16 protein-coding genes are annotated in these 14,116 nt (G+C 38.6%); 2 read left to right on the top strand and 14 right to left on the bottom strand.

Features of this window, described 5'->3' with window-relative positions:
- Positions 1-292: 292 nt before the first annotated feature.
- The 12 genes from csn2-St to HMPREF2867_RS00190 form a co-directional block, all read right to left on the bottom strand.
- On the bottom strand, positions 293-1,345 hold the full coding sequence (csn2-St, locus tag HMPREF2867_RS00245) for a CRISPR-associated protein Csn2-St (RefSeq protein WP_070574902.1): 1,053 nt from the start codon (positions 1,343-1,345) through the stop codon (positions 293-295).
- A complete protein-coding gene (cas2, locus tag HMPREF2867_RS00240; protein WP_002946754.1) occupies positions 1,342-1,665 on the bottom strand; it encodes a CRISPR-associated endonuclease Cas2 in 324 nt (107 codons plus the stop codon). Before cas2 ends, csn2-St begins: the two co-directional genes overlap by 4 nt.
- A 1-nt stretch (position 1,666) precedes the next feature.
- On the bottom strand, positions 1,667-2,578 hold the full coding sequence (gene cas1, locus HMPREF2867_RS00235) for a type II CRISPR-associated endonuclease Cas1 (protein ID WP_070574898.1): 912 nt from the start codon (positions 2,576-2,578) through the stop codon (positions 1,667-1,669).
- Between the two features lie 176 nt (positions 2,579-2,754).
- Positions 2,755-6,141 (bottom strand): type II CRISPR RNA-guided endonuclease Cas9, encoded by a 3,387-nt coding sequence (gene cas9, locus HMPREF2867_RS00230; protein WP_070574895.1) that lies wholly within the window; start codon positions 6,139-6,141, stop codon positions 2,755-2,757.
- A gap of 142 nt (positions 6,142-6,283) precedes the next feature.
- The gene (locus tag HMPREF2867_RS00225; protein WP_070574892.1) at positions 6,284-7,945 is read right to left on the bottom strand and encodes a SulP family inorganic anion transporter; all 1,662 of its coding nucleotides are present in this window, start codon (positions 7,943-7,945) and stop codon (positions 6,284-6,286) included.
- A 239-nt stretch (positions 7,946-8,184) separates the two neighbouring features.
- Complete coding sequence (locus tag HMPREF2867_RS00220; RefSeq protein ID WP_070574889.1) at positions 8,185-8,799, bottom strand: DUF2140 domain-containing protein; 615 nt, start codon at positions 8,797-8,799, stop codon at positions 8,185-8,187.
- 95 nt (positions 8,800-8,894) lie between these two features.
- Positions 8,895-9,536 carry a GDSL-type esterase/lipase family protein gene (locus HMPREF2867_RS00215; protein WP_070574886.1) on the bottom strand — a complete coding sequence of 214 codons (642 nt, stop codon included), beginning with the start codon at positions 9,534-9,536 and terminating at the stop codon, positions 8,895-8,897.
- Between the two features lie 26 nt (positions 9,537-9,562).
- On the bottom strand, positions 9,563-10,174 hold the full coding sequence (locus tag HMPREF2867_RS00210; RefSeq protein ID WP_070574883.1) for a CPBP family intramembrane glutamic endopeptidase: 612 nt from the start codon (positions 10,172-10,174) through the stop codon (positions 9,563-9,565).
- A gap of 185 nt (positions 10,175-10,359) precedes the next feature.
- Positions 10,360-10,641, bottom strand: a complete 282-nt coding sequence (locus HMPREF2867_RS00205; protein ID WP_256263045.1) for a hypothetical protein — start codon at positions 10,639-10,641, stop codon at positions 10,360-10,362.
- 4 nt (positions 10,642-10,645) lie between these two features.
- Positions 10,646-11,023: a hypothetical protein gene (locus HMPREF2867_RS00200; protein WP_070574880.1), complete on the bottom strand. Its 378-nt coding sequence runs from the start codon at positions 11,021-11,023 to the stop codon at positions 10,646-10,648.
- A 12-nt stretch (positions 11,024-11,035) separates the two neighbouring features.
- Positions 11,036-11,398, bottom strand: a complete 363-nt coding sequence (locus HMPREF2867_RS00195) for a TIGR02328 family protein (protein WP_022495946.1) — start codon at positions 11,396-11,398, stop codon at positions 11,036-11,038.
- Positions 11,395-11,787, bottom strand: a complete 393-nt coding sequence (locus HMPREF2867_RS00190; protein WP_070574876.1) for a YbgA family protein — start codon at positions 11,785-11,787, stop codon at positions 11,395-11,397. The genes HMPREF2867_RS00195 and HMPREF2867_RS00190 overlap by 4 nt, the downstream gene beginning before the upstream one ends.
- A 174-nt stretch (positions 11,788-11,961) precedes the next feature.
- On the opposite strand from HMPREF2867_RS00190, the gene HMPREF2867_RS00185 reads away from it, so the two are divergent.
- Both HMPREF2867_RS00185 and HMPREF2867_RS00180 read left to right on the top strand, forming a co-directional pair.
- Positions 11,962-12,381 (top strand): SP_0198 family lipoprotein, encoded by a 420-nt coding sequence (locus tag HMPREF2867_RS00185; RefSeq protein ID WP_070574873.1) that lies wholly within the window; start codon positions 11,962-11,964, stop codon positions 12,379-12,381.
- A gap of 99 nt (positions 12,382-12,480) precedes the next feature.
- Complete coding sequence (locus HMPREF2867_RS00180) at positions 12,481-12,678, top strand: hypothetical protein (RefSeq protein ID WP_048674353.1); 198 nt, start codon at positions 12,481-12,483, stop codon at positions 12,676-12,678.
- A 257-nt stretch (positions 12,679-12,935) separates the two neighbouring features.
- On the opposite strand, the gene HMPREF2867_RS00175 is transcribed toward HMPREF2867_RS00180, so the two are convergent.
- Together HMPREF2867_RS00175 and HMPREF2867_RS00170 are read right to left on the bottom strand one after the other, a co-directional pair.
- Entirely contained in the window at positions 12,936-13,685 is a 750-nt protein-coding gene (locus HMPREF2867_RS00175; protein WP_070574870.1) for a CPBP family intramembrane glutamic endopeptidase, read from the bottom strand.
- A 96-nt stretch (positions 13,686-13,781) separates the two neighbouring features.
- The gene (locus tag HMPREF2867_RS00170; RefSeq protein ID WP_070574868.1) at positions 13,782-14,093 is read right to left on the bottom strand and encodes a hypothetical protein; all 312 of its coding nucleotides are present in this window, start codon (positions 14,091-14,093) and stop codon (positions 13,782-13,784) included.
- Positions 14,094-14,116 lie beyond the last annotated feature (23 nt).

Raw genomic sequence — 14,116 nt, 5'->3', positions numbered from 1 at the left:
ACAGTTACTTAAATCTTGAGAGTACAAAAACTGAGGCTCTATCTCAACCTGTATGGATTCAGTTGTACAGTTACTTAAATCTTGAGAGTACAAAAACTGACAAAACATATAAAACAAGTGCAATGCAGTTGTACGGTTACTTAAATCTTGAGAGTACAAAAACGGGTAATATTGGTATCTATCAAAGTCCTTGGTTGTACGGTTACTTAAATCTTGAGAGTACAAAAACCTCAAATGAAATTTTGACGTTTTTATACCCACATAGTGATTATAAAATCAATAACTGTCATTGTCAATTCTTACTTTCTAAAAATTTCTGTAAAAGTTTTTCATCAGATGTTTGTGGATATCTTATACGGTAATTAAAATGAAACAATTGATTTAAGATATTCAAAATTACTGAATCAACAAGTGAGAGACTAGGTTGTCTCGTCATTTTTGTTAACAAATAAGGCGTCACAGTCTCTAAGGACATCCTAAAACCGTCTCTCGTTGGAAAATTATTGCTTGGATAGTGTTTCGCCACACTTTCATACATAAACTCTACATCATACAAATGCTCCACCTGGTCAGATAAAATATTGACAAACCTACTATTTTCCTCATCAATCTTTAAATAGCATTGATCACTTGGAAATAAAATAAAGGTTAGGTTTGGATACTTTTTGACTAGTCGACCAATTTGCTTATAAAAACTATCATATGTTTCCACTGAAATAAAACTATCAATATTTTTTAGCACAATGAGATATTTCTCTGTTGTTTGTGACAGAAGACGGTCTAACATTTCTAAAAAGAGGGATAGTTTATCAGTATTAGAAACCCATTCAAAAGATAAATTCTTGTTCTCAATGGCAAAAAATGGGCTAAAATTTTTTGAAAGTAGTTGATCTAGTGTAAGAGGACGATTCTCTAAATGGTATTCCACCCTACCACTGTTTAAGTTGATATGGTGGTTCATTGCCCCTTCTATAAGCTCTACTTGTTCATTAATTTTCTCCAAATGGGCTACAATATCAACTTGATTGACAATTTTACCAAGGTAACCCTGAGCAAGTGTCCCTTTCTTATATTCCATCTGCTCAAGTAAATCCTTAAAACTTGAAATGTCGATATAGTGATAGCTACTTCGCTTCACTATTTTTCCAGACTCATCAAGTATAGTAGGTTCCTCATAATCAAAAATACTTAAGTCCTCACTTGAGTATTTTTTTCCACCAAAATACCAGCTCAAAATCTGCCAAATATAATATTTGAGTTCTTTATTCTGACCAACAATTTGTGTCATTGCACCAATATTCAATTCAATACGTTCCTTATAAGGATGTTGTACAAAAAATTTCATATAACCACCAACTTATTATCACTGACGATTTCTTCTTGCTTAGTTTTGCCACCTATGATTAATGTCATCTCTGAAAATTGCTTTTCAGTAACTGCTAAAAGTCTTACATTTCCAGCAGGTAGATTACTCATCTTTAGCTTTTTATAAAATTTATTTGCAAAGCTTCTATTAGGACAAGTGCGATAATAGACCGAAAATTGTAACATTTCAAACCCATTTGAAATTAATTCTTTACGAAAATTACGATAAATTCTTTTTTCATCCTTGGATTCCATTGGCAGATCAAAAAAACATAATAATCTCAATGCTTCATACCTCATCTTATTTTCTCCACTCTAAACTTGATACCACCGGACAGTGAAATTTACTACTATCTTTTTCCGAAATATATTTGATAAAGCCTTTAACATACTTATCCATAGCAACTGTCACTGAGCAAGTCTCTTTGCCATATTTGATTTTAGCATTGAGTAAATCTGTCAATCCCAACCTATACTCATATTTAAGAAATTCTTGATCTCGTAGATTATCATAAACCCAAACATCTATAATCTGTCTAAATGGCTCCATCAAGTCATCAACCAAATTAAACTGATTGTATTCATTTTTATGAAAGATACCTAATAGGCCATTTAAACCATAACCCGCCACTATTCTAGCCATCTGTGCCCTCATGATAGCGTAGCCATAGTTTAAGCCAGCATTGATGACATCGGCTTCTTGTTGGGTTACTCTGACAAATTGTTTACCAAAGAGCTCATTAAAATAGACCTTGGCAGCATGTCCCTCTCTATTGGTTCTATCACCTGGTTCTATCTGCTCTTTATAGTCTGAAAGTAGTCTAATGTTGTCCAGAGTTTTTTCAAACATAGCTAGGACGTCCTCTTGGTTATTGATTTTATAGTAAGTCACAATCTGCCATGCCTTATCCTTTTGCTTCTGAGACCAGTCCATCTGTTCTTTCAAGCGCTTATAAGCTCTAAAGTGCCCATTTTGAGAGTGGTAAATCCCTGTTGGTAAATGTTCGTTATCACAAACAACTAAAGCAATATTATATTTACTCAGGGCACTTAATAGACGAAGGGTAACAACTGTATCCCCACCTTCAGCAACTATTATTGAAATATCACTAAGTGGCACCGTAAACTCTTGGCCCATCTTTTGCACTAACAAGTTATCAAGTTTTAAGCGCATCTTCTCACTTTGACTGACATGTACAACTCTCCAAGTCATTTCTTCTCCTTTTTAAATAACGAAAACACCCTGCCATAAAATGACAGGGTGTTGATTTCGGCATGAAGCCTTATCTTTGTAGCTTCTGCAAGATTTAAGTAACTGTGTAAGGCGTCCCTTACACGATTATTATAGTATATAGCAACTATAATTGCAACACTTTTTAACAATTAATATTAAAAATCTAGCTTAGGCTTATCACCCTCATTTTTGATGATATGCTGATTTCCTAGGACATCTGTTCTTACTTTATAAATAGAAATATTTGTTTTACTCATTCCCTTTAGACATTGTCCACCTTTAGCAACGGCTCCTAGTACATTTATCAACGATTCGTTTCCTTCAAATTTCTGTTTATTATAAGGCTTTAACTCTACATAATGCTTTTGTTTAGGCATAGTTCGAGATAAAAAACGGAATAACTGTTGTTCTCTTGTTTCCGTATCTTTGATAAGCAACAAATCATTTTTATAAAGTGTGAACTTGAATTCTGAATCAGAATCTACACCCTCTTTCTTCTTAATGGCATTGTATTTTTCCTGAGAAATCTTATATGTTCCTGTCCCTTTCTCAAATTGTAGATCAGCATATTTCAATCCAAGTATTTCGTATTTTCCAGTAGTCTTATTGAAATAGACATCCGCTCTCCATGGAGAAACTGACTGCAAGACAACCTTATTGTTACTATTCTTTGGAGTGATATCAATATGATTACCTAACTTACTATCATAGTATTTAAGACTCTTGATTTCAGGACCATTGCCTTTTTTACTATATTTACGAATATAGTCGCCATGTTCTTCTTTAAATTTTAGGAAAGGATTACATGGTACTTCTTTCCCTTTTTCATTCATTTCCTTATTGGGATAGTTCTCTAAAATTGGTTCGATAACTTTCTCAAAGGTTTGTGGGTCGTGACGATACATGAGGAATTTTGACTTATCCTTCTGATAAATCTTTATAAAGGCATCATAGCCAGTCTGGCTATAGATATCTTTGATTTTCCCTAAGACATAAGTTTCGTCTTTCTTATCTTTTCCTACTTTAGCCTGTCTTGTCGCATAAATGGTGGCATCTGATATTTTACGATTAAACTTAGAATCTACTTGATATGAGAATAAGATACTGTCTTCAAATTCTTTACTCTTCAATGTATCAACAAAATGTTGATAAGGAGCTTTGAATACAGATTCCTTGTACTCATCGTCACTAATAAGTTCACCTGTTTCAATATCAAGTAGTTGGTATTCTGAATAACTTACAAGGGTATTCTTTTGTTTCTTCCACAAATTCAACTGACTTGAAGCAGCAATAATCAATGCATCGACAGCATGGTGATGATAAGTATCACGAGTCTTCTCGATTCCCCAATGGCGTCTCAATTGAGATGTGAATTGACCACGAACCACGGAAACTTTTGTATCAGTCTTGTGAGCTCTAAAGTGTTCTTGAAGGGCATTGAGGACAACTCTTGAAGCGTATCTTGTATCTACAAGATTTCGTTCGATAAATTTCTTGCGAACATCAAATTTTGAAATATCCTCTTCTGTAAGAAGGTATTCTTTTTTCTTGTTTGAAAGTGCTTTTGACTCACGTACAAAAGCTTTTAATTCACGGAAAGACCATGCATCATCCATGCTATCTAAAGCCTGATAAGGTGTTCGTTGTCCTTTTTCTTGGTTAGCAGTTGCATAAACCAAAACCTTATTGGCAAGGCTATCATCGAAGGTGATCGAAAGAGGTAAAATATGATCTATTTCAAACTGATTAGGATTATTTATCAAATCATGGATTGAAATTGTCTTACCAGTATAAAGGCAACGTTCTCCTTGCTGATGCCAAAGGCGGATTTTAGTCGCTAATTGCTTATGACCGTGGAAAACGCTATGTGGTAATTCAGCCTTTCCATTATATTGGTTGGCAGCCTTAAGCATTGCTGTATCTTTTTCATCTTTGTTGGCTTTTTGAATCTTTTGAATAGCTTTCTTTTCATCATCTTCATTCGTTTCTCGGGCCATTTCGATGACAATGTTGTCAAAGTCTCCATATTCTTTAATTGCTGCATTTACGATCTTAATAGCTTGACGGACGGACTTAGCAACAACAGGATTGTAGATTTCTTCAGTTAGTTGTTTCTCATCTATATATTTAGTTTTATTTGAAGACGAAGTTGTTTTTTGTTTTCCTAGTCGTGTCAGAATAGTCATTTGTTCTTCTGACGTCGCATATAATTCTGGGATTAATTCCATCATCAGTTTGACAGAAAAATTATGCCAGCCTTTTCCAAAAATGGAACTATTTGCTTTGCGGAATTGAACCAATTCGTCAACTTGCTCCTGACTAAAGGTCCCATCAGCAAACTCATGCTCTATCGCTTCTTGTATACCTTCCTTCTCCGTATTTAATGTTAAGACATAGGCTAATTTATCAAGTTCCTCTCTTGCCATTTTCTTAACATCAAGGGTTTCAAGTGTCTTCATTTTTCGATAGGCTTCAAAAGTATGGATTTCAGCCTTATCTGATTTGTCGATACGGTATCCCTTGATATCTGCAACATCACAAGAAAGTAGCTTAGCGATATATTTAAAGAGTTTCGCTGGACCAATTGCCTTTTCATTTTTGACATAATTAATGATTTGATTCTTCTGTTCTTCGCTCAACTTCTTGGTTTCTGTTGGAACTGTTAGATTGTTCAAATCATTTAGCAAATTGAATTCTTGAGCCGTGTAAGATGCTTTTGCTGCTCTAAACTCTTCTGGATAAAATGTACATTTCCCGATTAGGATACCAAAAATATTGTCTAAAGTTATGTACTCATCTTCAGAATCTTTCTTAGTAGTATACCTTCCATAATCAGTCCGTGACTTTTCATTACCTGGTCCGTGATAATATTTACGTTTTCCAGTTAAAATTTCGAGATACCGATAAATAAATTCATCGGTAATCTGTGGATTAAATTCTTGTTGAGTTTGTAGTATTCTTAGCGCTTCTGCACGATAAGCTGATGTTGGAAAGACATTAATTAAGCGATGTTTTTTTCCATCTTCCTCAACAGTAAAATCACCACGTAATTGACCATATTTTTGGTAGCGTTCCAACTGAATCTGTCCCGGTGTCTTAGTTTCTAATTGTTTACTATTTTCCTTAACAATTTGTGCATAGTCTCCTACTGATGAATTTCCGTCATCACTGGCATCATCGAGATAACTAATCCCACGATGTTTTACCATATTTTTAAGAGCGATAAACAATTCTTCATTAGACAATTCATCGATCAAGCCCTTAACTCGTAATTGATATGGGTTAAGATTGATTGAAACCTTCGTAAAATCGGTGATTAATCCACTTTCCTCAAATAGATGATTTAAACGAACTCTACGATGTTTTTTACGTCGTGTCAATCGTCTCCCTTGACGATTTGTTCTACGTTCTACATTATTTTCCGCTTGGGCTGCTGGGAAGATGCGTGAGTTTTTATGGATAATTTCTCCCGTCACCTTATTAAGGATACCTACACCAACAGAACCTATACCGATATCAAGTCCTAAAACTAAGTCGCTCATTTAAGAATCTCCTTATGCTTTTTTTCTAATATTTTACAATAATATCTGAAAATTCACAACATTTTTTTATTAGCACTGTTATTATTTTAAAAAGCCAAGTTCAGTTGAACTGGCTTTTTCTTCTTGTGCAAAATGGATTTGTCTAGACTTCTTTTGCTAGGGCTACTGCTTTTTCAAGGGCTTGGTCCGTCGACTCGCAGATATTATCTGGACCGATAGTCTGGATGAAGCCTGATTTTTCGAGAACTCGGTAGGGTTGGGCGTTAACGTGAGAAAGAAGCAAGGTCATGCCACGTTTTTGGCAGATAGCAAGCGTTTCCTCAAGAGCATCCAGACCAGAGATATCCATGGCTGGAACATTGCGCATGCGTAGGATAAGGACATTCTTACTGTCGTCATTGATAACATTCAAGAAATTATTGGCTGCACCAAAGAAGAGGGCACCGAAGATTTCATATACGACTGCATTTTTAGGAACTTGTTTCAAGTCGCTGTCCTCAGACAATATAGGATCTTCTAGATTCCCCTTGTCCACCCACTGACGAATTTGAGCCACGTCTGACATGCGTTTGAGGAAGAGGAAGGCTGCTAGGACCATACCAAATTCGATGGCAACCACTAGGTCAAAGAAAACGGTTAAGATAAAGGTTACGATAAGGACTGCTACGTCACTCTTAGGAGCACGTTGAATCATACGAACGACAGTACGCCAACCGCTCATGTTATAACCGACAATCATTAGGATTGAGGCCAAACAGGTCATAGGAATCAATGAGGCATAAGGCATGAGAAAGAGTAAAATCAGAAGCAAGGTAAGGGCATGAACCATCCCCGCTACTGGTGTCCGTCCTCCATTTTTGACATTGGCTGCGGTACGGGCGATGGCACCCGTTGCAGGAATCCCGCCAAAGAGGGCTGACATGATATTCCCAACACCTTGGCCAATCAATTCAGCATTAGAGCGATGATTACCACCAATCATCCCGTCTGAAACAACGCAAGAAAGTAGGGATTCGATGGCTGCTAGTATGGCAATGGTGAAGGCTGGCGACATCATTTGACGAATCAAAGAAAATGATAGGTCAGGAACTGTGAAACTTGGAAGTCCTGCTTTGATGGTGTAAAGATCACCAATGGTTTTGACTGGCAGATGACCAAAAGCTACGATGGCTGTGGTCACAATAATTGCAACCAAAGACCCCGGAATTTTCTGAGAAAGGCGTGGCCAAAAGATTTGAATGACTAGGGCCAAGATACCAATTGCAAGTGTCGGCCAGCTAATACTCGAAAGATGCTTCCCATAAGCTAGAAGTTTTTCTAAGAACTCAGCTGGCACGGACTTCATCTCAAGGCCCAGGAAATCTTTAACCTGTCCAGCCACAATCCCAACAGCTATCCCCAAGGTAAAACCAAGTGTGATGGTTTTGGGAATGAACTTGATCAGGTCACCAAAACGCAGGAGCCCCATGATAATAAGCATGAGTCCCGCCATGAGCGTGGCAAGGGTCAAACCAGCCATACCATACTGGGCAATGATGCCATAAATGATAACAACGAATGCTGCGGTGGGTCCACCAATCTGAACCCGACTACCTCCTAAAAAGGAAATAAAAAAGCCTGCAACGACTGCTGTGTAAAGACCTTGTTCGGGATTGACACCAGAGGCAATGGCAAGGGCAATCGACAAGGGGAGAGCAATGATAGCCACGATGACTCCTGCAATTAAGTCCTTGATGAACTGGCCCTTAGAATAATTCCTGATGGTAGTGAAAAATTTGGGTGTGATATATTTTAAAGCGTCCATTTTTTCCTCCTAACTACTATCCTAAAACTCTTTAACTCAGTGAAATAACTCTTTTTCAATGAGTGTCAGACGCTTATCAATTTTACAATCTTATGATAGCATAGGAAAAGCTCATTTTCTAGGGGATTGAGGGATTTAAAGCTATTATTTCAAGAATTTTCTAACTTTCTTTGTTTAGAAGTGAAGGTATCAAAAAACAAGTCCAGACTATGGACTTGTTTTGAAAGATTCATTATGGATTACCAACTTGTTGGCAAGGAAATCGGAATGTTAAGTTTAACCTTCATCTTGCTATTGGTTACAGAGGCTTGCTCAATCTCATAGCCGATTTCTGGAAGCTTGAGCTGAATTTGGTCATTAACCATGCGAACACCACTGCTGGACTGGGCAATGCTCTTCTTGAGGTAAGGCAGAACCAGTGATTTTGGAACTGGAAGGCGACCCAGGTGGGCACCTGCCAAATCTAGTAGGATGACTTCCTTGTTAGTGCTGACCGTAAAATCAAGGCTAAATGTTGATCCGATAGGCCCAAGAGATACGGGAACCTTAGCTGTTAGATAGGAATCATTCAACTCTACGCTACTGTTTTGCAAGGTCTCGTCATTAGAATCAGCCATGCTTGCTTTTAGGATTTGACGAAACTGATTACTGTCAAGATTAATCTCAGTTGAAACCCCGCCTGATGAAAGGGACGCCCCACCAATACCAGCCTGGGCTAAATCAGCAAGGGATGTTTGTGTTGATACATTTTTTAATTGGTCCTGACTGTCAATCTTGTCCGGAATAAGTAGAGCCGCCACTGCAAAAAAGAGCACAATGACGAGGACAAGGAGTCGTTTAAACCATTTCCACATAGGGATACCTCATTTCAATTTTTCACTTTTGACGTCTATTGTACTGTAATCAAGGGAAAAAAGCGAGTAAGAACTGGAAATTCTCTCATATTTTCTTAATGCAGGAGATATGGCTCCAGAACTTCAAAGACTTTTAAGTAAGCATTGGCATAAAGGTGGACGCCGTCATAGGTGTGCTCAGCCTTCTGCTCTTTCCTATCATCAACCAAATCAGCATTACAATTAATGAAGTGGCAGCCATAGGTTTTGGCAATTTCCTCAAGAGCCTGGTTACAGCGGTCAAGATTTTCAGGAGTCCGCAGTTTCATCCACTGGATAGATGCCGGTGTCTGCCAAGGCAGATGTAGATTGGCCGGGTAAAAAGCCATGAGGTAAATCTTGGTATGGGGCAAAATAGCAAGTGTTTGCTTCAGAATTTGGCTGATATTTGCCGTCATATGTTGGAACCACTGATCTCCATGAGGCTCCTCGGTCATATCATTGGTACCGATATTGATGAAAACCTTGGCCGGTTGCAAATCCAAAAGTAGGGGATGGATATGTTGGAGAAATTCATCCGTATTCAAACCACTGATGCCCCGATTGTAGATGATATCGTCGATACCTCTACTCCTAGCGTTTTCACAAATGGGAAAAAGCTCCATGAGAGAGGAGCCCGTGAAAAGCGTTTCCCCCTTGATAGCAACCTCATTTAGGTACTGATAATTTTTAAGTTTGATATCTTTTAATTCATCCATGATAACTTTCTTCTATATAATTTTATCTAAATGAGAGAGAAGGCAAAGAGCAACCCTACAACCGTATTGGCCAAGGCGTGGATAAAGACACTTGGAAGAATGGAGCCGTTTGCTTTCTTCTCATTGATAGCACCCAAAACGTAAGCTATGAGACTGATAAAGACCAAAATGGCAAAAGCCTTAAGGTAACCAGTTAGTTGAATAAACATGAGTGCATGAAGGAGACCAAAGACTAGAGACTGAACCAGATTAGCCCCTAGGCATCCTAGTTTTCCTTGTAGCCTTTTCAAAAGAAAACCTCTAAAGAAGATTTCTTCTGGCAAGGCAGTCCCTAAGATAGCGTATGCCAAGATGGCTGGAAGGGCTCCAATTCCCTTTCCAGAAAAAGCTGCTGTGGTCGTTTTGCTAGAGTCGAACCAAGCGAAGACGACAATTGAAAAAAGAAGAAAAAGTAGACTAATCCCCAGAATGGTCAGTAGTAATCGCCTCTTCTGCTGACTTTCAACTTTCTTCAACCCAATCCAGTCAAAGAAACCGACCTTTTTCCTGCTCCAAATTAACCAAGTGATAAAAGGAATGACAGAGACTATGAGCAGTTCCAGAATACCGCTCATCAGTTTAGACATAAATAGGGTCATGAGTTTGTCCTCCTCTTCTAGTCAAAAGACAGTTTTGACCTTTTTGAAAGCGTATACCTCTACATTTTCATTATACTACTTTTAGAGGAAGAGAAAGCTCATTCTCACCAATCTTGCCAGGTTTCTTTGGCACGAATCACACGGCCTTGCTCATAGTCAATATGGTAAACTCGCCAGCCACCAATTCAATCGTCGGCCAGCTGGTACTCAACACTTCCTTTAAGGTCGTCACCCTTGCCCAAGAGCTTCTCCACTTCTTCTCTCGTCATGCTCTCAAGCTGATACTGACGGTGAAAACTCCACATGAGTTTGTGTCGCATATGATCTGGTGTATGAGCCCATTTTTCAGGCGTAAAGACTCGGTCACGAGGGACAATGATTGCAAAATGAACCAGACAAATGATTTCGATAATTAAGCACAAGGCTTTTCGCTGTTTTCTTCTGGCTTCTGAGGTAAGGTATGCCATAGGACTACCTTACTTTCTCTTGCTTCCAATGGTCGTCCAAAATCACTGTGTGCTCTTTTGAAAAGCGAATAAGGATATCTCTGGCAACTTGTTGGGATACACGCGCGACATTGGTCAATTCTAACCCTAGCTCAGGTGTGTCGTGTTCCAAACGATACTGGTCATCCTCGTACTCAACGAAGATAAAGCTCGTTGACTTTTTATCGCCATAGGTAAGATAGAGACTATCGTAGGATGCTGGGAGTTGCACCAAGGCATCCCAGATATCACTGTCACTTGGGTTCGTAATCGTCGCATAGTCCACCTGATCCGCTGTCGAAATACGCATGACAAGGCCTTCTACTGCTTTCTTTTTAGGTACTAGCCACTTAAATAAATGCATCGTTTTCCTCCTTTAGATGATGATTCCTTTTTGCTTGAGATTGTCCAGACATTCCTGTAAATAGGTGGTATCATGCTCAGGATAAATGATGGCTGGTAGCTCCTCCACTTCAAGCTTATCATAGGCTGGCATCTGCTTGCCTCGATACTCCTTGTCTAACCACTCAGGGCTGACACGATAGCCACGTTTCGTCATTTCTTGCATAATAAGTTCATGGTATTTAAACAGGCGATATGGAGAATAGTCAAAAACATAGTTAACCGTAGCGTGTTTGCGTTGCCATCCCTTGCCACGAAGGGCACAACATTCTCGGTGTTGTCCTAATAATTGCTGACGGGGTAGTTTTGCAATCAAGTCTTGATGCCACAGTCTCATTTTGAACCCCCATTAATTAAGGTTGACTCCTCCAGATAACGATTAGGATACTTGCTGAGGAGCTCTTTGACGGATTTCACCAAACCATGCTGAGGAATTTGGCCTGCTGCATAGCTATCCAGTTGATCCATAAACATTTCCTTCTCGCTGGCGGTCGCCTTTTTCTTAAAATATCCCCAGATATGTTGGAAGGCATTGACGACCTGACCAGGATTTTCAGGAAGAGCAAGCGCTTGATCAATGTAGGCTTGAACCTGATCCAAACTAACCTCTTCATTCTTGAGATAGTTACGGATTTCCAAGTAAATCTTGTTAGAATGGCTGAGCACCAGGTACTTATTGGCTGCCCATAGTTGCTCGCACTGGCGACGTGGATTAGTAGTTGTCATTAGGAACCTTCCTTCTTGCTTTTTATCAGTATAGCATAGTTTAAATAGGGATAATAGATTATACCTTTGAGAATCCGAAAGACTGATTTTCAAGTATTTTCAGAAAAGTTTTTTTGCTTGGTTTGTTTGTAAGCGTTTGCTATACTTAAGGTGTCAAAGAAAGGAGACAAGCCTATGACATTGTCCAAAAAACTCACACTTTCTCTTGCCTCTATGGCAGTTCTTGGTCTTTTAGCAGCCTGCTCAAACCAGAAAGCTCAAACACCTGAAAGCTCTGCTAACACCCAACAAAGTTCAAGTAAGGTTTCATCTTCACAAAGTTCTGAAGTTTCTAAACAGACTGAGGGGCTAGATGGCACCTATAAGGGAACTGATGAAAATGATCGTATTACTCTTACCATCTCTGGAAATACTGGAACTTGGGAAGAGGACGAAGCAGATGGCGAGAAGGAAAGCAAGTCTGTAACAGTTAACCCTGACAATCAAAGTCTAACGATTGGTGATGATACCAAATTCTACAAACTCGACGGTAATCAGCTGACTATTGAAGATGATGACCACGATCCAAATGATACGGTTATCTTGACGAAATAATATGAAAAACCTTAGCCAAACCACTCTCTGGAATTTAGCTAAGGTTTTTTATGTTATACTATAGGCAGAAAGAAAACGAATACAAACAGGAGGTTGACGATGACTCAAAGAAGATTATGGGTGACGCTATTTGTTGTGTCGATTATTGTAACTCTTATTGGACTGGGATTTTCTGTCTATAACTATTATGTCTTTGATAAACCCTTTATGACCACGACTACAAAAGGTTTACTAGCAGCCTTTTTCCTGTGTGCGACAATGGTTGCCATCACCCTATCCAAATCAAGTAAGAAGTAAAGATATGAAAGAGGTATAAGTTTGTAGACTTATACCTCTTTTGATACAACATTATTTAATCTTGTGTTTGTTCATCTTTTCTTCAAAGATGTCTGTCATGATTTTACGCAACTCTTGGCATTCTTTTTCAGCCTTTTGATGATGAAATGTATCCTTGGCCAAACGAGTCACCTCCTAAAAATGAAACTGTGTCATTATATCAACAGATAGGAAAGAAAAGCTCCCACCGAAATTCAGTGGGAGGTTCAACTCTATTTCTATGATTTTCGTACCGCTACCAGCCAAGAGGCTAGCATGATTTCAAAAATGACCAGAAAGATAATCTGAGTGAGTGAACTCTGAACCAGCATAAGGACAGCCAGACTATCGATCAGCATATGAGCGAGGATACAAGGAACAGCTCCTTTCGAATACTCTTTGAGAGCTCCAAATAGAAAAGTATTTCCTAAAATCATCAGGTAAAAAATGAGATAGTTGGAGGAACCTGCTGTAATCCAAGGGAGTTGATAGATAGGGATATGCCAGAGGAACCAGACAATGGAAAGAACCATCATTTTAGTTATAAAGTGCTTACTAAAGTAAAGATGTTCTTGTAAAAACCAACGCCAACCTACTTCTTCCAGCCCCCCATATAAAAAGGTCCAGGGAAAATATAGTAAGAAGGCCAAGAGGGTGTTCCCAGTAAAGCTAACATTCCTGAGAAAGAATGAGATTCCATAGTAGATGACTGGAATGAAGAGAGCTAGAATCCAGGACAGGGGACTTTCTTTTTGAAGAAAGACCTTCTTGAAGAATTCATCCAAGGATTTGACTTCACTCAAGACAAGAGAAAAGACAGCCGCCATAATCAGGGGAACACAGTTCATTAGGATAAACAGTAGTGAGGCACCCAGACTACTCCTGTCTGGGAAACAACATAGGATAACTTGCCCTACTATATATGTAGCAAAGAGGGCAGACAGTACATACCAGATAGCGACTGATTGTTTTGAAATAAATTTGCTCATTTTTTCTCCGTAACGGGATGGTAAAATTGACAGTATCTCTTTTTTATGGAAGGTTAATTCGTAATTGTAGAAATAAATACATTGTCTTTAAAAATCTTATTTAATCTTGTGTTTGTTCATCTTTTCTTCAAAGATATCTGTCATAATCTTACGTAACTCTTCTCTCTCTTTTTCAGGAAGGTCCCCTTGGCGCTTAGCCACTGCATAAAGTTCAGGATATTGCTTGGCCACACGCTCGACTGTCTTAGTCGTCGCATGCCCTCTGACAAAGAAAGGAATGCGTTTAATCCATTCTTGTGGTACGAGAGCGAGCAACTTCTTAGCCGCTTCCTTATCAGAAATCTCAGCTGTTCTCAAACCTTTTTCGATTTGCTTTTGTTCTTGTTCTGTAAAATCTTTTAATTCCATAACTTGCTCCTCTTTATCTTTAT

Source organism: Streptococcus sp. HMSC064H09, from assembly GCF_001812625.1.
Taxonomy (GTDB): domain Bacteria; phylum Bacillota; class Bacilli; order Lactobacillales; family Streptococcaceae; genus Streptococcus.
Note: the sequence above shows the minus strand (reverse complement) of the source record. Positions and strands in the feature narration are given on the sequence as shown.